This window comes from Amycolatopsis sp. TNS106 (assembly GCF_019330265.1).
GTDB lineage: Bacteria > Actinomycetota > Actinomycetes > Mycobacteriales > Pseudonocardiaceae > Amycolatopsis > Amycolatopsis lurida.
Genome location: NZ_CP024972.1, coordinates 636,594 through 657,679, shown reverse-complemented (window position 1 = coordinate 657,679; position 21,086 = coordinate 636,594). Strand labels below are relative to the sequence as shown.

Sequence of the window (21,086 nt, the reverse complement as noted above, 5' to 3'; positions counted from 1 at the left end):
TAGATCCTCCCGCACCAGGTCAACCGACTATCGGCCGGGGGCGGCGGCCCGTCGCTTGCCGCCGCGGCGGTAGGTGGAGACCGCGGGCGATCCGTCGATCCAGAACCGCCACGGCGTGTCCATCGCCATCGCGACGCCGACGCGTGGCCCGGTGCGGATGTCCGCTTCGGGAACGCGTTCGCCGGTGAACAACCGGACGGGTGATGCCGGGTCGGTCAGGTCGACGCCGTTCTCGGCCCGGTCGATGCCGAGTACCGAGGTGAGGATGGCCGGGCCTTTGGCGAGCTTGCCGTTGCCCCGTGCCGATGGCCTGCGCACCCTGGCGATGTCCGCGCCGGTCACCACCTCCCCGGCACGCAGCAGCACGGCGCCCGGTTGCCCGTCTTCCGTGCCGACGACGTTCGCGCAGAAATGCATGCCGTAGACGAAGTACACGTACAGGTGCCCCGCCGGTCCCCACATGACCGCGTTGCGCGGCGTCTTGCCGCGATAGCAGTGTGACGCGGGGTCGTCGAGCCCTCGATAGGCCTCGACCTCGACCAGCCGGACGGCGACCGTGCCGTCGGGGCCGGTCGCTTCGATCACCGCACCGAGCAGGAGTGTGGACAGCTCCACCGGATCCAGCGCCAACTCGCGCCGGGTGAACTGCCTGCCGGTCTCCATGTGCCGCACTCCCCTTAAGTCGCATTCTCCCTGGTCGACCTTAACGGGACGAGTGCGGGATCACCGCCGTTTCGGCCAGGACCGTCGCCACCGCGGCGGGCACCAATCAGGCGCTGATCTTCTACCACTTCGGCAGTGTCGAGGAATTGATCGCGCAGGCCTGCGTGACGGCGACCGAAGGCCTCGTCGCCCACTTCCGCGACCGGTTCGCCGAAGTCACCACGCTCGGCGGACGGCTGGCCGAGGCTACGCGGCAGGCGCTGGACAACTGGGTGCGCGAAGTCCGGGTCACCCTCGACCGTGTGCTGGCCGATTCGCCGGTGCTGGAGTTCGCGGAGACCGAGGGGCTCGCCCAAGCGGTCTCCGCCGGTTTTCTCGGCCTGACGTTGTTCGAGTCGGTGAATCCCGAGGGCAGCGAACAGGCACTGGCAGCGTTGGAGCAGCTCGCCGTCCTGGTCGACGTCTTCGAGGGGCTCGGACCGGTCGCGACCCGCGCGGTCCGTGCGAAGCTCCGGAAGGCCGCGAAGCGATCTTGAAGGTCCTCTTCCTTGCGTCAGGCGCAAGGAAGAGGACCTTCAAGTACTTCTCAGCCGAGCCAGGCGCGGTGTTCGGCGACCCGCGCGACCAGCCGGTCCCGCTGCTCGGCGACCCGCTCCGGAGCGGTACCGCCGCGAGCGTTGCGCGAACTCACGGAGCCCTCGACGGTCAGCACCTCGCGCACGGCGGGGGTCAGGACCGGGTTGATCTTCTCGAACTCTTCGTCGGTCAGTTCGTCCAGGCCGACTCCGCGGGCTTCGGCGACGCGGACGCTCTCCCCCGCCGCTTCGTGCGCGACACGGAACGGAACGCCCTGGCGCACCAGCCATTCGGCGATGTCCGTGGCGAGGGTGAAGCCGGCGGGCGCCAGTTCGGCGAGCCGGTCGGTGTGGAAGGTCAGCGTCTCGAGCATGCCCGCGATCGCCGGGAACAGCAGTTCCAGCTGCTCGACGGAGTCGAAGACCGGCTCCTTGTCCTCCTGCAGGTCACGGTTGTACGCGAGCGGCTGCGCCTTGAGCGTCGCGAGCAGACCGGTCAGGTTGCCGATGAGCCGCCCGGCCTTGCCGCGGGTCAGCTCGGCGACGTCGGGGTTCTTCTTCTGCGGCATGATCGAGCTGCCGGTCGCCCAGGCGTCGTCGAGGGTGACGTAGCCGAATTCGGCGGTGTTCCAGATGATCACCTCTTCGGCGATCCTGGACAGGTTGACCGCCAGCATCGCGACGTCGAAGGCGAACTCGGCGACGAAATCCCGCGAGGCGGTGCCGTCGATGGAGTTCTCGACACTGGTGTCGAAGCCCAACTCCTCGGCGACGGCCTCCGGGTCGAGACCGAGCGAGGACCCCGCCAGCGCGCCGGAGCCATAGGGCGACTCGGCGGTGCGAGCGTCCCAGTCACGCAGCCGGGTGACGTCGCGCAGCAGCGACTGGCCGTGCGCGAGCAGGTGGTGCGCCAGCAGGACTGGCTGGGCGTGCTGCAGGTGGGTGCGGCCGGGAAGGATCGCGTCCGGGTGCCGCTTCGCCTGCGAAACCAGCGCGTCCACGACACCGAGGGTGCCCGCGACCACACGACGGGCGGCGTCGCGCAGCCACATCCGGAACAGCGTCGCGACCTGGTCGTTGCGCGACCGGCCCGCCCGCAGCTTGCCGCCGAGTTCGGTGCCCGCCCGCTCCAGCAGACCGCGTTCGAGCGCGGTGTGGACGTCTTCGTCGGCGACGGTCGGGGTGAACGCGCCCGACTCGACGTCCTGCGCGAGGGTGTCCAGCGCGGCGAGCATGCCGGTCAGCTCGTCCTCGGTGAGCAGCCCCGCCTTCCGCAGCACCCGCGCGTGGGCCCGCGACCCGGCGATGTCGTACGGCGCCAGCCGCCAGTCGAAATGGGTCGACGCGCTCAGCGCCGCCATCGCCTCCGCCGGCCCGCTGGCGAACCGGCCACCCCACAGCTGCACCGGCTGCTCATTCCCGCTCACGACACTCCTCTGATTCCTTATGGTTCTTCAGGCGACTGACCGGTCGAAGGTAGCGCCTGTGGTGAAGTCGTACAGCGCGCGCTCGTCGCGCGCGGAGTTCACGACCGCGTTGCCGCGGTGCAGGATCAGCCGCACCTCGCCGGACACCGGCCCGGTACTGACCTTTTGCAGTTCCTCGTGCGCGGTGACCAGCGCGAGCGCGGCCGGTCCCTCGTAGATCTCGCGTCCTTTGAGCCCGAAGGCGCCGACACGGCGGTTCAGCTGCTGGAAGGCTTCCAGCAGCGTCACGGTCTCCCCGTCGATGGCCACCGGCACACCTTCGTCGAAGGTGATGACCAGCTTCTCCGGGTCATCCGGGAAGGCGAACCCGTCAGGCGTCACCTTCGGTCTCCTCACCGCCGTCCACTGTGGACGACCGTCGGGCCAGCGCCATGAAGCGCTCGGCCAGGTCTTTGCCGGACAACGGTTCCCTCGCGATCACCGCGACCGTGTCGTCGCCGGCGATCGAGCCGACGACCTCCTCCAGCGCCGCCCTGTCGATGGCGCTGGCGAGGAACTGCGCCGCCCCCGGCGGGGTGCGCAGCACCGTCAAGTTCCCGGACGAGTCCGCCGAAACGAGCAGTTCGGCGAGCAACCGCGAAAGCCGCGACGTGCCGCCCTGCACCCCGCGTACCGGGCTGCCGTCCTCCGGAATGACATACACCGGCGCGCCGGAATCGGCACCCCGGAGCTTCACCGCACCCAGTTCGTCGAGGTCCCGCGAAAGCGTCGCCTGCGTGACGTCGATACCTTCCGCCGCCAGGAGCTTCGCGAGCTCGGTCTGGCTGCGGATGGCCATCGTGGACACGAGTTCGGTGATCCGGGCCTGCCGGGTGACTCGGCTGCCGGTCATCGTCGCTTCTCGTCGAGCAGCCACACCAGCAACGCCTTCTGCGCGTGAAGCCGGTTTTCGGCCTCGTCCCAGACCGCGCTGGCCGGTCCGTCGATGACCTCGTCGGTGATCTCCCAGCCGCGATGCGCGGGCAGGCAGTGCAGCACGATCGCCTCGTCGGCGGCGCGGCGCATCAGCGCGGCGTTGACCTGCAGCTCACGGAACGGGCCGACGCGGTCGAGGCCGTCGTTCTCCTGGCCCATGGAGGTCCAGGTGTCGGTGACGACGACGTCCGCGCCTTCGACGGCCGCGTACGGATCGGTGAACACCGTGGTGCTGCCGCCGGTGTCCGACGAGCGGTGCTTCGCGTCGAGCATGACCTGCTGATCCGGCTGGAAGCCCTCCGGCGAGACCACGCGGACGTGCATTCCGGCCGTCGTCCCGCCCAGCAGCAGCGAATGCGCCATGTTGTTGGCGCCGTCGCCCAGGTACACGAGGGTGAGCCCGGCGAGCTTGCCCTTGCGCTCGCGGATGGTCATCAGGTCGGTGAGCACCTGGCACGGGTGGAACTCGTCGGTGAGCGCGTTGATCACCGGGATGCTCGCCGCCGAGGCCATCGCGTCGATGCGCTTCTGGGCGAAGGTCCGCCAGACGATCGCGTCCAGGTACCGCGAAAGCACCCGCGAGGTGTCCTCGATGGTCTCTTCGCGGCCGAGCTGCATGGAGCGGCCGTCGACGATGACCGGGTTCCCGCCGAGCTGGGCGATGCCCACCTCGAAGGAGAACCGGGTCCGGGTGGAGTTCTTCTCGAAGATCGCCGCGACGGACTTGCCCTCCAGCGCGCGGGAGCCGAGGGGCTCGGCCTTCAGCTGGTCGGCGAGGTCCAGGATCTCGGCCTGTTCGGCGGGGCTGAGATCGTCGTCACGGAGGAAGTTGCGGAGCATGCGTTTCGTCTCTGTCCTAGGTGGTGGTGGAATCGAGCGCCCCGGGAAGGGCTTCGAGGAATCCCGCGGCCTCTTCGGCGCTCAGGATCAGCGGCGGTGCCAGCCGGATGGTGTCGGGTGCGATCGGGTTGACCAGGTATCCCGCGTCCTGCGCGGCCTTGGCGACCGTCGCCGAGACCGGTTCGCGCAACGCGATGCCGAGCAGCAGCCCCGCACCGCGGACCCCGGACACCAGCGGGTGGCCGAGCTCCTCCACCCAGGAAGCGATGTCCTTGCCCAGCGCGGAAACGTGGTCGTTCAGGTTGTCCTTGGCGATGGTCTTGAGCACGGCGAGCCCGGCGGCGCAGCAGATCGGATTGCCGCCGAAGGTGGTCCCGTGCTGGCCCGGCTTCATCAGCTCCCCCGCCTCGCCGACGCCGATGACCGCGCCGATCGGCAGCCCGCCACCGAGGCCCTTGGCCAGCGTGATGACGTCCGGGACGATACCGGTGTGCTGGAAGGCGAACCACGCGCCGGTGCGGCCGATGCCGGTCTGTACCTCGTCCAGGACCAGCAGTGTCCCGGTCGCCTTGGTGATCTCCCGTGCGGCCTGGAGATAGCCGTCCGGCGCCGGGACGACGCCTGCCTCCCCAAGGATCGGCTCGAGGAACACCGCCGCCGTTTCGGTGTCCACGGCGGCGCGAAGCGCGGCGACGTCACCGTACGGAACGTGGGTGACGCCTGGGACCAGCGGCGCGAACGCGTCCCGCTTCGACGGCTGGCCGGTCAGCGAGAGCGCGCCCATGGTGCGCCCGTGGAAGGCTCCCTCGCAGGCGACGATCTTGGTCCGTCCGGTGAGCCTGCTGATCTTCAGCGCGGCTTCGTTGGCTTCCGCGCCGGAGTTGACGAACAGCACCTTCGCGTTGCCGGACAGGCCGGCGACGTCCAGAAGGGTTTCGGCCAGTTCGACGGCGACGGGGTTCACGTAGAGGTTCGAGGTGTGCCCGAGTTTCGCGACCTGTTCGGTGACCGCGGCGACCACGGCGGGATGCGCGTGGCCGAGCGCGTTCACCGCGATGCCGCCAAGCAGGTCGACGTACGGTTTGCCGTCGGCGTCCCAGACCTTCGCCCCCTCACCGCGGACCAGCGTCAGCGCCGGGGTGCCGTAGTTGTCCATGAGGGACGACTTCCAGTGCTCCTGGCCGTCTACATTGGACTTGTACGTGGTCACGGGAGCTCCGTTTCGGGGAAGACCATGGTACCGATGCCACGGGAGGTGAAGACCTCCAGCAACACCGAATGGGCGATGCGGCCGTCGATCACGTGCGCTCGGCGGACGCCGCCGCGGATGGCCCGCACGCAGGCCTCCATCTTCGGGATCATGCCGCTGGCGAGACCGGGCAGCAGGGTTTCGAGGCGGTCCACACGGATCCGGTCGACCAGGGAACCGCGGTCCGGCCAGTTGGCGTACAGGCCTTCGACGTCGGTGAGCACGACGAGTTTCTCCGCGCCGAGCGCCGCGGCCAGCGCACCGGCGGCGGTGTCGGCGTTGATGTTGTGCACGACGCCGTCGACGTCCGGGGCCACGGTGGACACCACCGGGATCCGGCCCGCGTTGACGATGTCGAGCACCGCGTCCGGGTTGACCTCGGAAACCTCGCCGACGAGCCCGATGTCGACCGGCACACCGTCCACTGTGGCCTGCTTGCGCTCGGCGGTGAACAGCCGCGCGTCCTCACCGGAGATGCCGACCGCGTACGGGCCGTGCGCGTTGATCAGGCCGACCAATTCCCGGCTGACCTGGCCGGTCAGCACCATGCGAACGATGTCCATCGTCTCGGGGGTGGTGACGCGCAGGCCGCCCTTGAACTCGCCCTCGACGCCCAGCCGGTTGAGCATCGCGGTGATCTGCGGGCCGCCGCCGTGCACCACCACCGGCCGCAGCCCGGCCATGCGCAGGAAGACCATGTCCTCGGCGAAGGCCTGCTTGAGGCTCTCGTCGATCATGGCGTTGCCGCCGTACTTGACCACGACGGTGGCGCCGTGGAAACGCTGCAGCCAGGGCAGGGCTTCGATGAGGATCGAGGCCTTTTCGGCGGCGGTCGCGAGCCGCTCGTCGGCGGGGACGGTGGATTCGGAAGGGCTCATGACGAGTACGCGCTGTTCTCTTCGACGTACGCGTGCGAGAGGTCGGTCGTGTAGATCGTCGCCCCGCCTTCGCCGAGACCGAGGTCGACGACGATCTGGATGTCCCGGCCCGAGAGATCGGCTTCGGAGCGGTCCGCCGCGGGCGTGCCGCCGGCGAACAGGGTGACACCGTTGATCGCGATGGCGACCTTCTCCGGGTCGATCTTCGCGGGCACCCGGCCCAGCGCCATGGCGATGCGGCCCCAGTTCGGGTCCGAACCGAACAGGGCGGTCTTGACCAGATTGTCCTCGGCGATGGTCCGGCCGACGGCGATGGCGTCGGCCTCGTTCGCCGCACCGGTGATCGTGACGTCGACGTGCTTGGTCGCGCCCTCGGAGTCCGCGCGCAGTTGCAGCACGAGGTCGAGACTGACGGCGGTGAGAAGCTCGGTGAGTTCGGCCTCGGTCGGCTCGACGCCGCTGGCGCCGGAAGCGAGGACGAGCACCGTGTCGTTGGTGGAAGTCCCGCCGTCGACGTCGAGCCGGTCGAAGGTCACGCCGGTGGCGGCGCGCAGGGCGTTGTCCAGGACTTCCGGCGTGACGACCGCGTCGGTGGTGAGGACGGAGAGCATCGTCGCGAGGTTCGGGGCGAGCATGCCCGCGCCCTTGGCGAATCCGCCGACGCTCCAGCCGCTGTCGTGCTGCGCGGCCGCCTGCTTCGGCTTGGTGTCGGTGGTCATGATCGCGGTCGCGGCGGCGAGATCGGCGTCGGTACCGGTGCCGAGGGCGGCGAAGGCGGTGTCCACGCCGGAAAGAAGCGCGTCCATCGGCAGCCGCTCGCCGATCAGCCCGGTCGAGCAGACCGCGACCTCGATCGCGCCCGCGTCGAGGAGTTCGGCGACCTTCTCCGCGGTCTTGTGGGTGTCCTGGAAACCGCCGGGGCCGGTGGCGGCGTTCGCGCCGCCGGAGTTGAGGACGACGGCCTTGAGCCGCTGCTGCTTGAGCACCTCCTGCGACCACAGGACGGGCGCGGCCTTGATCACGTTGCGCGTGAACACGCCGGCCGCGACCTGGAGCGGCCCGTCGTTGACGACGAGCGTGAGGTCGAGCTTGCCCTCGGCCTTGATCCCGGCGGCGACGCCCGCGGCACGGAATCCCTTCGGCTGGGTGACGGTCACGGAGCGACTCCTACGGTCGGTAGTCCGGTGGTTTCCGGGAGGCCCAGTGCGATGTTCATCGACTGGACGGCACCTCCGGCGGTGCCCTTGGTCAGGTTGTCGATGGCCGCGACCACGATCAGGCGCCGGGTGTCGGCGTCGACGGTGACCTGCAGCTGGACGTTGTTCGAGCCGACCACCGAAGCCGAAGACGGCCACCTGCCCTCGGGGAGCAGCTGGACGAACGGCTCGGTGGCGTACGCCTTTTCGTAGACGGCGCGGGCGCCATCGGCGTCGAGATCGGTTTTCAGCGCGGCGCTCGCGGTGGTGAGGATTCCGCGCGGCATCGGGGCCAGCACGGGGGTGAACGAGACCTTGACCCGCTCACCCGAGACCGCCGAGAGGTTCTGCGCGAACTCGGGAGTGTGCCGATGGGCACCACCGACGCCGTACGCGGTGGCCGAGCCCATCACCTCCGAACCGAGGAGGTTCGGCTTCAAGCTCTTGCCCGCGCCGGACGTCCCGGTGACGGCGACGACGTTGACCTCCGGCTCGACCAGGCCCGCGGCGAGCGCCGGGGCGAGGGCGATCGAACCGCCGGTCGGGAAGCAGCCGGGGACCGCGATGCGCTTGGTCCCGGCGAGACGTTCGCGGGCGCCGGGGAGTTCGGGGAGCCCGTACGGCCATTGCCCCGCGTGGTCACCGCCGTACCAGCGCTGCCAGTCGGCCGCGTCCGCGAGGCGGTGGTCCGCGCCGAGGTCGACCACCAGGACGTCCGGGCCCAGCTGTGCGGCGATGGCGCCGGAGTGACCATGCGGCAGGGCGAGGAAGACGACGTCGTGCCCGCCCAGGGTCTCCGGGGTCGTCTCCAGTAGGACACGGTCGGCCAGTGGCGCGAGGTGCGGCTGGTGCTGGACGAGCGGCGTCCCCGCGGAACTGGCCGCGGTGAGCGCGCCGATCTGGACTTCGGGATGGGTCAGCAGCAGGCGCAGGAGTTCGCCGCCCGCGTACCCGCTGGCTCCGGCCACCGCGATCTTCACCGTCATACGCATGATTATGCACTCCCATGCAAGTTCAATCAAACAAAGTCGTGTGGCTCACCCGATTCGGGACTCGGTGGTTGCCATCGGAAGTCCTCCGGGGGTATTCGGCGGATCCAGGTTTCCGCTGGACGTGCGGCCGCGAGGTCCTCGTACCGGCATCCTTGATCGCATGACCGACACGCCCGCCCGGCTGCTGAGCCTGCTGTCGCTCCTGCAAACCCCTCGCGAGTGGCCTGGCAGCGAGCTCGCCGAGCGGCTGGAGGTCAGTCCGCGGACCATCCGGCGCGACATCGACCGCTTGCGTGAGCTCGGTTACCCCGTGGAAGCGTCGCGAGGTTCCGAAGGCGGCTACCGGCTGGGTGCCGGCACGGCGATGCCGCCGCTGCTGCTCGACGACGAGGAGGCCGTCGCGATCGCGGTCGGTCTCCGGAGCGCCGCCGGCCAGGCGATCTCGGGGATCGAGGAGTCTTCGGTGCGGGCGCTGGCCAAGCTCGAGCAGGTGCTGCCGTCGCGGCTCCGGTACCGCGTCGGCGCGCTGGGCGCCGCGACCGTGCCGATCCCGGGTACCGGATCCGCGGTGGACCCGGAACACCTCACGGTCTTCGCCGGCGCGATCGCCAACACCGAACGGTCGCGGTTCACCTATCGCACCGGCGACGGGACCGAGTCCCGGCGGCACGTGGAACCGCACCGTCTCGTCTCCGCCGGACGCCGGTGGTACCTGCTCGGCTACGACCTCGACCGGGACGACTGGCGGATCTTCCGCGCGGACCGGATCTCGGAACCACGGGCGACCGGCGGCCGGGCGACGCCGAGACAGCCACCCGCGAGGGACGTGGCGGCCTATGTCACCGACAGGATGTACAGCCTCCTTCCCACCTACAGCGCACGCGTGACCCTGCACGCTCCGATCAGCCAGGTCTCCCCCGCGCTCGGCGAGGGATCCGGCGAGCTGGAACCGATCGACGACGAGAGCTGTGTCTTCCACGCCGGCACGGACACCCTGGACTGGCTCGCGTTCCGCATCCTCGGGCTCGGCTGCGAATTCACCGTGCACGAGCCGCCGGAACTGATCGCTCACCTCAGGGAGATGGCGGCCAGGGCCCGGCGCGGCACGAAGTCCACAGTGGACTGACGGCGGTCGCGAGGACTCGCCCGCCCTCGCGACCGCCCCGGTTCAGCCGAGTTCACCTACCTCTCGTCTGCTCGGCGGGATCGGGAGATACGCGCCCCGGCGCTCGGGATCGCAGCCGACCCTGGGCAACCGGGCCCGGATCCCGCCCGGTGTCCGCTCGAACCGCCGCGCGATCTCCTCGACGCTTTCCCCGGCCAGCCAACGGCTTTCCAGTTCCGCGTCCAGCTCGTCGGACCACGGCGAGCCCTGCTGGGCCGGGCGGTCCGCCGATCTTCGGCGGCCGTTCCTGCCGGTGCCCCGCCCGGCGAACGCCAGGAGGGTGTCGGAAAGGACGGTCGCCAAGGCCGGTACGGCTTCGGCGTCCATATCGAGCCTGCCTTCGGCGACAGGCTCCTCCTGCGGTCCGGCTCCGCCGACCATGACGGTCACCCAGCGGTCTTCCCCGGCCGCGCCGCCACCCTCACGGGCGGCGACCTCGATGCGATAAACGGTGTCCTGCACGCGGATCTCGGTCCGGTGCTCTTCGACGATGGTCATGCCGGGGACGGTAAGGGGCGGGCCCGACAGTTTCCCGGCGCGGTGAGGAGATTCGGCGCGTGACCGGAACTTTCATCGCATTCGGGGAGGAGAGGGTGCCGGTCACGCACTATCGGCCACCCCAGTTGCCGCACCTAAGTGATCCAGATCCCGGTCGCCCGCGAGTTAGCTTTGCCCACAGACCGGTACGGATCGACGATTTTCGGGGAGGAAACATGAAAACCACAGCACGCCGGATGTCGCTTTTCGTGACAATGCTCGTGCTCACGATCGGGACCGTCTTCGCCACGCCCGCCTCGGCCGGGACGACGGCGTCCACCACCGCGCAGGCCACCTGCACCGGAGCGGACTACTGCTGGTTCACCTGGGGGCGCATCCAGGCGGGCGACTGCACGATGGACAACGCGAAATGGACGCTCAGGCGCAACGGCAGCGCTTCGTTCGAAGCGACGATCGTCAGCAGCGACAGCAACGACGCTTGGCTGATGTGGGTGAACACCTTGGACAGCAACGGCATCGTCCTCGGGCCCATCCATCACGGCGGTGACACCAAGTTCGTCAAGGGCACCGTCAAGAACGTGTGGCACTGGTGGTTCGCCGAGGGGTCGTTCGACGCCGCGTTCTTCGACCGCATCCACAGCATGCGGATGACGAGCCACTGCTAAGGGGCTCAGTGTCCCCGATGTCGCATTGGGGACACTGAGCGTCTCCGCTGCGACATTGGGAACCTGACCGCCAAGGGCCCTCGACGGCCATGTCGCGACCACCGCCGCCGCACGTTGCGAAAGCCACTTTCGCAACGTTGAAGGTTGCGAAAGTGGCTTTCGCAACCATGCCGAGGAGCATCAGAGAGAGCGAGCGAGAGAAACGCCCCGGTCCGGAAACCCGGACCGGGGCGCTTCTGCGGCGAAAAGGCTCAGAAAGGCAGCGCCTGAGCCAGCGCCTCCTTCTTCACTTCGGTGACCGACGACGGCACGTCGGACTTGGCGGCCGCGGAAGCACCGGCGGGAACCGGCGCCGGAACCGGGGCGCACTGCACGTCCGAACCGTTGCCCGGCTTGCGCACCGGCAGCTTTCCGGTCAGCAGGTAGTCCGCGATCTTGTCGTCCACACAGGACACACCGGACAACGAGCCCGAATGCGTCGTGCCGCCCGGAGCGCTGATCAGGCTGGAGTTCGGGTAGCGCTTGCGGACCTCGATGCTGCCGGGATACGGCGTCGCGGCGTCGTTCTCCTCGTTGACCAGCAGGATGCCGGGGACCTTGCTCCCGTCGATCTCCACCGGCTTGCCCGGCTTGGCCGGCCAGTCGAGGCACGGCGCGTTGAACCAGGCGTTGCCCCAGGTTTCGAACGGCGCCCGGAAGTGCGTGACCCAGTTGTCGAACTTCCAGCGGGGCCAGCTCTGCGGCCACGCCACGTCAGTGCACTGGACGGCCGCGTACACCGCGTAGCCGTTGTCCTGGCCCGGCGGGTTGGAGTTGTCGTACAGGCCCTTCAAGGTCTGCCAGTCACCCTTGTGCACCCAGCCGGCGAACGCGTTCGCGATGTCTTCCCAGCCGAACACGTAGTAGCCGGCCTGCAGGAAGATGTCCGTCCACTCGGACCCGCCGATGACGCCGCCCGCGGGCTTGTCGTACAGCTTCTTCTGCTCGGCGTACCACAGCTTCTCGACCGCGGCCGCGGTCTTGCCGAGGTGGTAGACGTCGTCGTACTTCGCGATCCAGCCGAAGTAGGTCTTGATGTTCTTGTCGAAGGCGATGTCCTGGTTCAGGTTCGCCTTGTACCAGACGTCGCGGGGGTCGACGGTGCCGTCGAACACCATCCGCCGCACGTTCTGCGGGAACAGCGTGCTGTAGACCTGGCCGAGGTAGGTGCCGTAGGAGAAGCCGTAGTAGTTGATCTGCTTCTCGCCCAGCGCCTTGCGCAGGCTGTCGACGTCCTTGGCCACATCGATGGTCTTGATGTGGTCGAGGATGGCGCCGTTCTTGGCGCACGCCTTCGCGTAGCCCTTCGCCTTCTCGCGCCACGCCGTCTCGATGGCGCGCGTGGTCGGCACGTACTGCGGGCGGTTGTAGGAGGCGTAGTTCCCATCGCAGGTCAGGGACGGCTTGCTCTCCCCGACGCCGCGCGGGTCAAAGCCGATCCAGTCGTACTCCTCACCGGCCTTCTTGGGGACTGCCCTGCCGAGGGTCGAGAGGCCGAGGCCGGAGCCGCCGGGTCCGCCCGGGTTGACCAGCATGACCCCCTGCGACTTGGCGGCCTTGTGCTTCACGCGCGAGACGGCGATCGAGATCTTCTCACCGCCGGGCTTCGCGTAATCCAACGGAACCTCGAGGAAACCGCATTCCGCGCCGGCCTTGACCAGGCTCGGGCGGGTACAGGCTCCCCAGGAGATGGGCTTCGGATCGAAGTCCGACGCCGAGGCGGCCGTGGCGGAGGGAGCGAGCGCCATGGTTCCGACGCCGATCCCCGCGACCGCCAGGGCGGCAACGAATTTCTTCACTGTGTTCCTTTTCGTCCGCGTTCGACCCGGTCGGGCCGAAGCTACCGAGAACCGGCTTCAATCTCGCTGACCGACACGTTGACCGCCATCCCTCTTTAGTCGGTATCCGGGCCGAGAACGCGGTTCGATCCGGGCATATCCGTCTTGTCGGTCCCCTGTCGTACGCTCGCGGCGCCACTGGGGAAAGGAGAACGCGTGGACGAGGTGAAAAGCCTGGTTTCGGCGGTTCGCAACGGTTTGGCCGGGCTGGCCGATCCGGAAAAGGCTCCGTCGATGCGGGCGTACATGAAGTCGGAGATGCCGTTCCTCGGTGTGGCGTCCCCGCCTCGGACGGCCTTGTTGAAGCGGGTTTACGCCGAACATCCGCTACCCGATCGAGTGAGTTTCTCGACGGCAGTTCTCACCTTGTGGCGTGAAGCGGAATTCCGTGAAGAGCGCTATGCGGCGATCGCGCTGTCCGGCCACCGCGCCTACGCCCGGTGGCAGGACGGCGATCTGCTCGGCCTGTACGAGGAGATGATCGTGACGGGTGCTTGGTGGGACTATGTGGACGAAGTCGCGATCCGCCGGGTGGGGCCGATCCTCCGGGCGGAGCCGGAGACGGTGACCACGCGGATGCTGACCTGGGCGTACGACGAGGACAGGTGGCGTCGCCGTACGTCGGTCATCTGTCAGATCGGCGCCAAGGGCGTAACGGACACCGACCTGCTCACCCGCGCGGTCGAAGCCAACCTCGACGACAAGGACTTCTTCCTGCGCAAAGGGATCGGCTGGGCCCTGCGCGAGTACGCGAAGACCGAGCCGGACTGGGTGCACGCCTTCGTCACCGCGCATCCGGCACTGTCGCCGCTGTCGAGGAAGGAGGCGCTCAAGCACCTGGGCGAGTGAGCACCGGCCGGGGCACCAGGGCCATGAGTTTCTCGATCTCTTGGCCGAGTTCGGGCACCAACTCGCGAAGGTCTTTCAGGTCACGGAGCAGGACGAGTCGCGTCTCGCGGGGCGGATCCTTCTCCAGCAAGGCCCTGAGCTCGCGTGTCGCGTCGGCGTGACGTCCGAGGGCGAGGAGATAGAAGAGCGGCTGCACTTCGTCTTCCCAGTCCAGATCGCCTGCCGCGTTCCGCGTGACCGCTTCGTCGAGGCCGGCGGCGAGGGACTGATGAGCTTCCTCGGTTCTTCCGGTCTTCAGCAAGGCGATCGCGAGAAGATCGCGGGCCCAGACGGACTCCGGCGCAAGCGGGCGCAGGATCTCCATCGCCTCGTCCGTCTCCCCGGCGAACAGCAAGGCCTCCCCCAGGTTCTCGCGGTGGTCGGTGTCCTCGGGCTCCGAGACGACCAGTTCGCGCAACTCCCGGACGGCTTCGCCGTACTCTCCCGACTGACGGAGGATCTCCGCGCGCAAGGCGTGGCTCTCGCCCTGGCCGGCGGCCAGTGCGCTGTCCACATCGGACAACGCGCCCGCGAAATCCCCGAAGGTCAGCCGGTGGCGGGCGCGCCGGTAGAAGGCGTATCCGCCGTCCTGCCCAAGCCGGACCCCCTCGTCCAACGCGGCGCGGGCTTCGTCGTGCCGGTCGAGACCTCTGAGGATGTCTCCCCGGGTGGTGTGGAAGAAGGCCACCTCCGGGTTCGCCGCGATCGCGGCCTCGATGTCGATCAGGGCTGCCTGATACTCGCCGGACCGCTGATGCGTCATCGCGCGCCAGGTGTACGCCCACTCGTTGCCGGGATCGAGTTCGATCGCGCGGCTCAAGGATTCCACCGCTTCGCCGTACTTCTCCAGTTGGCAGAGCTTGCTCCCCCGCTGGAGGTGGTTCTCGGGGTCTTCGGGGGCCAGCTCGATGGCACGCTCGTAGTCGGCGAGCGCTGCCAGGCGATCCTCCAGGCCGTCGTACGCCTGGCCACGCATGTAATACGCCCACTCGTAATCCGGGTCCAGCCGGAGTGCCGCGGTGAAGCCGTCGACGGCGACCCGGTGCCGCTCGCCGCGGTGGTGGAACGCCGCCCGGATCGCGTGGGACCTCGCGCTTCCCGCATCCGCCGCGACGATCGCGTCGAAGGTCGCCGACGCGGCGTCCGTGTCTCCGGTCTGCTCGAGGAAGGACGCGAGCTCGATCAGGTAGAACACGTCCTTCGGGCGAAGGGCGACGGCAGCGCGGTGACCGGCGAGCGCCTCTTCCTTGTCCCCGAGCTCAGCGAACAGCGTCGCCCGATAGTGGACGGCCCAGGCGTAGTCGGGATCGAGCCGGATCGCGATGTCGATCTCGTCGATCGCCTTCCGGATATCGCCGCGTTTGAAGTGCACCTCGCTCCGGACGGTGTAGGCCCATCGGTGATCGGGCTGGAGGCGGACGGCCTCGTCGAGATCCGCCATCGCACCCTCGAGGTCGCCGAGCTCGGCCCTGGCCGAACCGCGCCCACGCCACGAGTAGGCGTAGGTGGGGTCGAGTTCGATCGCCCGGTCCAGATCCGAGAGTGCCCGTTCCCAGTCGCCCTCGTTGTGGAACAGGTTGCCCCGATCGCTCCACGCGTAGGAGTCGGCGGGATTCAGATCGACGGCCCGGTCGAAGTCCCGTTTCGCCGCGGCGACGTCTTCCCGCCCTTCGTAGGCCCACGCGCGGCGCCGGAGCACCGTGGAAAGCCGGGCGGCGTCGAGTTCGCCCGCACCGGCGAGCAGATCGAGCACCGGGATCTCACCTTCGCCGACCGCGGCGCCCAGGCGCTGTCCCCAGCCCAGTACGGCGGGCGCGTCCGCGTCGGCACCCGCCTGCTCCATCATGCGTGCCCACGCGCGCATGGCCGCGACCCCGGTGGTGATCATCTCGGCGGCGCCGAGCAACGCGTCCGGCAGCGCCTCGGCCGGGTCGCCGCAGAGCCGGTGGTAGGTCTGTTCGAGCTTCCGCTTCTGCCAGCGCTCGTCGTTCCACGCGTCACGGTGGCGGCTGAAGCCGAGTTCGGCGCACCGGCCTTCGTAGTACTCGCCGAGCCTGAGATGACGTTCGGCGAACTCGGCCGGCGAACGGCCGCGCTCCATGCGCACCATCGGGCCGCGGACCACCGGGTGATACCGCACCGGGAGCTCACGGCGCCCGACGAACGGCAGTTCCCGCAGCCAGCGGAAGATCTCCCCCGCGCTTTCCTTGCCGGTCAGCACGCCGAGGACGTCCTCGTCCAAGAACCGGGGCAACGACGCCGTGGCGGCGATGTCCTTCCTGGCCTTTTCGGGAACCCAGTGCAGGAACCGCTTGACCGCGTCGTCACTGGGATCGCCGACGGCGTCCGCTTCGGCGGGGTTCCCGCGGGCCAGCATGGCGACCAGGACGGGCAGGCCTTCGGTCAGCCGCAGCACGATCTCGACGACCTTTTCATCGGTGATGCCGTGCTCGGCGAGCAGGCGACGCGCCTCCGGCTCGGTGAACGGCCGGAGTTCGATCTCGCGCACCAGCGGCACGTGCCGGTTCCATTTCGCCTCGTCCAGCGGGAACTGGCCCGCGACGGTGAGCACCAGGTTCTGCGGGAGATCGCCGTACAGTCCGCTGAACAGGTCGAGCAGCCAGGTCTCCAGTACCGGCGAGGTCCGCTCGAAGGTGTCGAAGAACAGCGCGATCTGCCGGGTTTCCGGAATACGCCAGAGATCTTCGACGAACGGTTTGGTCAGCTCCTCCGCCGGTTCCAGGAGCAGCTGGACATCGGCCTTCCGCTTGAACTTCGCCGCGAGGTAGGCCTGCAACTGCTCCAGCTGTTTCGCCGTCGCGTCCGCGTCGATCGCGTCGGCGGCGATGCTCCCGCCGGGCAGCGTCTTCGCCACGCCGAGGCCGGCCTTGACCACGGTCTTCGTCACGAGCTCACGGCCTGCCGCCGGAGCCTGCGGATCATTGTGGAGCCGTTCCCTCGCCTTGAGGTAGGACTCGTGGCGTTTCTCGAACCGGCGCATCTCGTGCCCGCCGCGAGCGAGGTCCTTCGCCAGTTTGACCAGTGTCGCGGGCAGATCCTGCTGTCGGTCGTCCGCGAACCCCACGGCGGCGCGGGTTTCCTCGGCGATACCGCGAAGCTGGTCGAGCAGGAAGGACTTTCCCACCCCGGCGAGACCGTGCACCGCGTACAGATACCGGCGGCGGCGGTCGCTCCCGGGCAACCCCAGGTTGCCCCGGAAGTCCTCGCGTTCCCCGACCCTGCCGACGAAACCGTCGCTCAGCCGGGCGCGGGCGATGTCTTGGATACTGGACCGACCGTCTGGACGTGACACAAGTCCTCACTTTGCCACACCTGAAGCGCGTGAAGGCCCCCTTCCCTCGGCTGAGCCGAGGAAAGGGGGCCTTCACGGGACTTCCGGGTCAGGCCCGCAGGCTCGCGCCGAAGCGTTCGCCGGCGACCGCGACGGCGGCGTCACGGGCCTTGGTGGCCTCGTCGACGGTCAGCGTGCGGTCCGCGGCACGGAACCGCAGTTTGTACGCCACCGAACGCTTGCCCTCGCCCAGCTGCTCACCCTGATACGAGTCGAACAGGGTGATGTCCTCGAGCAGTTCGCCCGCGCCTTCGCGCAGCGCCTCGGCGAGGTCGGCCGACGGGACGCTCGCCTCGGCGACGAGGGCGACGTCGAGCAGCACCGGCGGGTACGCCGAGATCCGCGGCGCCGGACGGCCGTCCGGGATCGGGATCGCGTCCAGGTCGAGTTCCATCGCGACGGTGCGCGGCGGCAACCCGAGCGCCTCGACGACCTTCGGGTGCAGCTCACCGGCGTAGCCGACGGGCCACTGCCCCACCCGCAGCTGCGCGCAGCGGCCGGGGTGCCACGGCGGCTGGTCCGCCGCGGCCGTGGTCAGCTCGGCACCGGCGGCCTGCGCCACCAGCCGGGCGGCCTGCACCGCGTCGGCCCAGTTCGCCTGCTCGCCCGCACCCCACCAGCCGGCCCGGGCACGCTGGCCCGCGAGCACGACGGCGACATGCAGCGGCTGCGGCGGGACAGCCGCCTCCAGTACCGCGAGCTCCTCGTCGGTCGGGCGCCGGTCCACCCCCAGCGAAGGCATCGGGATCGGGTTCGGCCCTGGCAGCACGACCTGCCCGATGTGGAACAGCGAGACATCCTTGAACCCACGGGAAATGTTGCGCTGCAGGGTCTCCAGCAGCCCCGGCAGCAAGGTGCTCGCCATCCGGTCCTTGTCCGCCTCCAGCGGGTTGCGGACCTTCACGGTGCTGCGGCGGACGTCGTCCTCGGGCAGCCCGAACGCGTCCCAGACCGAGTCCGAGATGAACGGGAAGGGCAGCACCTCGACGTAGCCGTTCTCCGCCAGCGCACGCGCGACCGAACGACGGCGACGCTGCGTGTCGGTGAGGCCGCGGCCCGCCGGGGCGTCGGGCAGCACCGACGGGATGCTGTCGTAACCCTCCAGCCGGAGCACCTCCTCGACGAGGTCGGCGGGCTGCACCAGGTCACCGCGCCAGCTCGGCGGAACGGCGGTCACCAGCGCGGTGCCGTCCTCGGAGGTGCCGACGTTGACCTTGCAGCCGATCTGCGAGAGCCGCTTGACCGTGACACCGCGCTCGTACCGCACCCCGGCCACCTGGTCGGGCAGGCTGATCGGCATGGTCACCGGCGGGTTCGGCTCGACGCCGCCCTCGTCGGTGCGGCCGGGCAGGATCGACCCCTCGCCGTACTGACGCAGCAGGCGCGCGGCGAGCTCGACGGCCACCGCGCACAGCTGCGGGTCGGTGTAGCGCTCGAACCGCTTGGCCGCCTCGGAGAACAGCTTGTGCCGGCGGGCCGTCCGGCTGATCGACGACGGGTCCCAGTGCGCCGCCTCGAGCAGCACGTCGGTGCTCTCCGGCGTGATCTCGGTCGACGCGCCACCCATCGTGCCCGCCAGCGAGATGACCCCGCTGTCGTCGGCGATCACCACGTCGTCCGCGTCGAGCGTGCGCTCGACATCGTCCAAAGTGGTCAGTTTCTCGCCCGGCTTCGCCTTGCGCACCACCAGATCGCCCTTGACCGAACCGGTCGCGAAGGCGTGCAGCGGGTGCCCGAGCTCGAGCATGACGTAGTTGGTCACGTCGACCGCGAGCGAGATCGAGCGGATCCCCGCCAGCATCAGGCGGCGGCGCATCCACCACGGTGTCGGCGCGGTCGCGTCGAGGTTCTTGACCCGGCGCAGCACGAACCGCTTGCAGCCCTCGGTGTCTTCGAGGTGCACCGGCCAGACGTCGCTCTCGGCCTCGGGGACCTCGATGGACGCCGGGTCGCCGAAGGGCACGTCGAGCGCGTTGGACAGCTCGCGCGCCAGGCCGCGGACCGACAGGGTGTACCCGCGGTCCGGGGTCGGCGTCACCTCGAGGACGGTGTCTTCGAGGCCGAGCAGCTTGTTCGCGTCCTCGCCCGGGCTGGCCGTGCTCGGCGGCAGCACGAGGATGCCGGAGTGGTCGTCGCCGATGCCGAGTTCGCTCGCGGAGCAGATCATGCCGTCGCTCAGGCGGCCGTAGGTCTTGCGCGCGCCGATCTCGAAACCACCGGGCAGCACGGTGCCGGGCAGCGCGACGACCACCAGGTCGCCCTCGGCGAAGTTCGAGGCACCGCAGATGATCCCGCGGGTCTTGATCCCCGTGGGGCCGTCGTCCTCGAAAGGTCCTTCGTCGTCGTCCTCGTCTTCGTCGAGGTTCTCGTCGGGCTTGTCGGTGTCGTCATTCGATTCGCCGACGTCGACCCGGCAGAACCGGACCGGCTTCTTGAACTCCGTGAGTTCCTCGATCTCGGCGACACGACCGACCACGAGCGGGCCGGTGACCGGTTCGAGCTTCCGGACGTCGTCGACCTCGATGCCGATGCGCACGAAGGCGTCGGCCAGATCCTGGGCCGTGACCTCCTCGTCGACGTCGAGGTGTTCGGTCAGCCAGCTGGCTGGGACCTTCACTCAGGCCTCCGTTCCGAAGGGCAGGGTGAACCTGATGTCGCCCTCCACCATGTCGCGCATGTCCGGGATTCCGTTGCGGAACTGCAGGGTGCGCTCGATACCCATGCCGAAGGCGAAACCCGAGTAGACCTCGGGGTCGACGCCACAGGCACGCAGGACGTTGGGGTTGACCATGCCGCAGCCACCCCACTCGACCCAGCCGGGTCCGCCCTTCTTCTCCTCGAACCAGACGTCGACCTCGGCCGACGGCTCGGTGAACGGGAAGAAGTGCGGGCGCAGACGGGTCTTCGAGTTACCGCCGAACATCGCGCGGGCGAAGGCGTCGAGGGTGCCCTTGAGGTGCGCCATCGTCAGGCCCTTGTCCACCGCGAGTCCCTCGACCTGCGAGAACACCGGGGTGTGCGTGGCGTCGAGCTCGTCGGTCCGGTAGGTGCGGCCGGGGCAGACGACGTACACGGGCAGGTCACGGTGCAGCAGCGTGCGGGCCTGCACCGGCGAGGTGTGCGTCCGCAGCACCAGGCCGGAGTCCTCCTCGCCGAGGTAGAACGTGTCCTGCAGCTGGCGCGCGGGGTGGTCCTTGCCGAAGTTCAGCGCGTCGAAGTTGAACCATTCGGCTTCGAGCTCCGGGCCTTCGGCGATCTCGTAGCCCATCGCGATGAACGCGTCGGCGATCCGATCCGACAGGGTCGCGATCGGGTGCCGGGCGCCACGGGGCACGCGGTCCCACGGGAGCGTGACGTCGACGGCCTCCTCTCGGAGCACCTTTTCGTCGCGTTCCGCTTGGAGTACGGCACGGCGGGCATCGAAGGCGGCCTGGATGCCCTGGCGCGCTTCGTTGACCCGCTTGCCGGCCTCGGCCTTTTCCTGCTTCGGCAGGGCGCCGATCTCGCGGCGGGCGAGCAGCAGCGGAGACTGGTCCCCGAGGTGGGCGGGCTTGACCGCGGCCAGCGCGTCGAGATCCGCCGCGGCCGCGAAATCGGTCTCGGCCTGTTTGACGGCGGCCGTCAACGTTTCCGGCGCGAGCGTTCCCGCCTGGGGGTCCTGCTTGTCGTTGGCTTCGGACATAACTCCTCGGCGTCCGCTGGGACTGGTCCGGTGCACGCGAGCGCACACATGGGTTTAGCAGCTGCTGAATTCTATGGGACAGCGAACGGCGGCCCCCGATCACCCTCGGGCTGGGCACACCGTCACTCGGAAGTGCGAAAAACGCGCTCTACGCCGTAAACAAG

Annotated in this window: 18 protein-coding genes and 1 pseudogene; 5 read left to right on the top strand and 14 right to left on the bottom strand. The window is 69.2% G+C overall.

Features of this window, described 5'->3' with window-relative positions; translation table 11 throughout:
* Positions 1-27: 27 nt before the first annotated feature.
* Positions 28-663 (bottom strand): DNA-3-methyladenine glycosylase, encoded by a 636-nt coding sequence (locus tag CVV72_RS03205; protein WP_219150959.1) that lies wholly within the window; start codon positions 661-663, stop codon positions 28-30.
* 59 nt (positions 664-722) lie between these two features.
* Here CVV72_RS03205 and CVV72_RS41475 point away from each other — a divergent pair.
* A pseudogene (locus tag CVV72_RS41475) lies at positions 723-773 on the top strand (hypothetical protein); the annotation flags it as partial.
* Between the two features lie 36 nt (positions 774-809).
* The gene (locus CVV72_RS03200) at positions 810-1,199 is read left to right on the top strand and encodes a hypothetical protein (protein ID WP_255632487.1); all 390 of its coding nucleotides are present in this window, start codon (positions 810-812) and stop codon (positions 1,197-1,199) included.
* A gap of 50 nt (positions 1,200-1,249) precedes the next feature.
* On the opposite strand, the gene argH is transcribed toward CVV72_RS03200, so the two are convergent.
* The 8 genes from argH to argC are packed head-to-tail and all read right to left on the bottom strand — an operon-like array spanning position 1,250 to position 8,789.
* Positions 1,250-2,665: an argininosuccinate lyase gene (gene argH / locus CVV72_RS03195; RefSeq protein ID WP_219150958.1), complete on the bottom strand. Its 1,416-nt coding sequence runs from the start codon at positions 2,663-2,665 to the stop codon at positions 1,250-1,252.
* Between the two features lie 27 nt (positions 2,666-2,692).
* A complete protein-coding gene (locus CVV72_RS03190) occupies positions 2,693-3,046 on the bottom strand; it encodes an argininosuccinate synthase domain-containing protein (protein ID WP_219150957.1) in 354 nt (117 codons plus the stop codon).
* Positions 3,036-3,557 carry an arginine repressor gene (locus CVV72_RS03185; protein WP_034321647.1) on the bottom strand — a complete coding sequence of 174 codons (522 nt, stop codon included), beginning with the start codon at positions 3,555-3,557 and terminating at the stop codon, positions 3,036-3,038. The genes CVV72_RS03190 and CVV72_RS03185 overlap by 11 nt, the downstream gene beginning before the upstream one ends.
* Entirely contained in the window at positions 3,554-4,480 is a 927-nt protein-coding gene (gene argF, locus CVV72_RS03180) for an ornithine carbamoyltransferase (protein WP_219150956.1), read from the bottom strand. Before argF ends, CVV72_RS03185 begins: the two co-directional genes overlap by 4 nt.
* A gap of 16 nt (positions 4,481-4,496) precedes the next feature.
* Positions 4,497-5,636, bottom strand: a complete 1,140-nt coding sequence (locus tag CVV72_RS03175) for an acetylornithine transaminase (protein ID WP_255632751.1) — start codon at positions 5,634-5,636, stop codon at positions 4,497-4,499.
* A 50-nt stretch (positions 5,637-5,686) separates the two neighbouring features.
* Positions 5,687-6,607, bottom strand: a complete 921-nt coding sequence (gene argB, locus CVV72_RS03170) for an acetylglutamate kinase (RefSeq protein ID WP_034321637.1) — start codon at positions 6,605-6,607, stop codon at positions 5,687-5,689.
* On the bottom strand, positions 6,604-7,764 hold the full coding sequence (argJ, locus tag CVV72_RS03165) for a bifunctional glutamate N-acetyltransferase/amino-acid acetyltransferase ArgJ (RefSeq protein ID WP_219150954.1): 1,161 nt from the start codon (positions 7,762-7,764) through the stop codon (positions 6,604-6,606). Before argJ ends, argB begins: the two co-directional genes overlap by 4 nt.
* On the bottom strand, positions 7,761-8,789 hold the full coding sequence (gene argC, locus CVV72_RS03160; protein ID WP_219150953.1) for an N-acetyl-gamma-glutamyl-phosphate reductase: 1,029 nt from the start codon (positions 8,787-8,789) through the stop codon (positions 7,761-7,763). Before argC ends, argJ begins: the two co-directional genes overlap by 4 nt.
* Positions 8,790-8,955: 166 nt before the next feature.
* On the opposite strand from argC, the gene CVV72_RS03155 reads away from it, so the two are divergent.
* Positions 8,956-9,921, top strand: coding sequence for a YafY family protein (locus CVV72_RS03155; protein ID WP_219150952.1), 966 nt, complete (start codon positions 8,956-8,958; stop codon positions 9,919-9,921).
* A 42-nt stretch (positions 9,922-9,963) separates the two neighbouring features.
* On the opposite strand, the gene CVV72_RS03150 is transcribed toward CVV72_RS03155, so the two are convergent.
* Positions 9,964-10,458, bottom strand: a complete 495-nt coding sequence (locus tag CVV72_RS03150) for a helix-turn-helix domain containing protein (protein ID WP_219150951.1) — start codon at positions 10,456-10,458, stop codon at positions 9,964-9,966.
* Positions 10,459-10,673: 215 nt separating this feature from the next.
* On the opposite strand from CVV72_RS03150, the gene CVV72_RS03145 reads away from it, so the two are divergent.
* Complete coding sequence (locus CVV72_RS03145) at positions 10,674-11,123, top strand: DUF6294 family protein (protein ID WP_219150950.1); 450 nt, start codon at positions 10,674-10,676, stop codon at positions 11,121-11,123.
* Positions 11,124-11,374: 251 nt separating this feature from the next.
* On the opposite strand, the gene CVV72_RS03140 is transcribed toward CVV72_RS03145, so the two are convergent.
* The gene (locus CVV72_RS03140) at positions 11,375-12,961 is read right to left on the bottom strand and encodes an alpha/beta hydrolase (RefSeq protein WP_219150949.1); all 1,587 of its coding nucleotides are present in this window, start codon (positions 12,959-12,961) and stop codon (positions 11,375-11,377) included.
* A 195-nt stretch (positions 12,962-13,156) separates the two neighbouring features.
* On the opposite strand from CVV72_RS03140, the gene CVV72_RS03135 reads away from it, so the two are divergent.
* Complete coding sequence (locus tag CVV72_RS03135; RefSeq protein ID WP_219150948.1) at positions 13,157-13,849, top strand: DNA alkylation repair protein; 693 nt, start codon at positions 13,157-13,159, stop codon at positions 13,847-13,849.
* Here CVV72_RS03135 and CVV72_RS03130 read toward each other — a convergent pair.
* The 3 genes from CVV72_RS03130 to pheS form a co-directional block, all read right to left on the bottom strand.
* Positions 13,830-17,201, bottom strand: a complete 3,372-nt coding sequence (locus CVV72_RS03130; RefSeq protein ID WP_219150947.1) for a tetratricopeptide repeat protein — start codon at positions 17,199-17,201, stop codon at positions 13,830-13,832. The genes CVV72_RS03135 and CVV72_RS03130 overlap by 20 nt on opposite strands.
* A gap of 88 nt (positions 17,202-17,289) precedes the next feature.
* On the bottom strand, positions 17,290-19,857 hold the full coding sequence (gene pheT / locus CVV72_RS03125) for a phenylalanine--tRNA ligase subunit beta (protein WP_219150946.1): 2,568 nt from the start codon (positions 19,855-19,857) through the stop codon (positions 17,290-17,292).
* A complete protein-coding gene (pheS, locus tag CVV72_RS03120) occupies positions 19,858-20,922 on the bottom strand; it encodes a phenylalanine--tRNA ligase subunit alpha (protein WP_219150945.1) in 1,065 nt (354 codons plus the stop codon).
* Between the last annotated feature and the right edge of the window lie 164 nt (positions 20,923-21,086).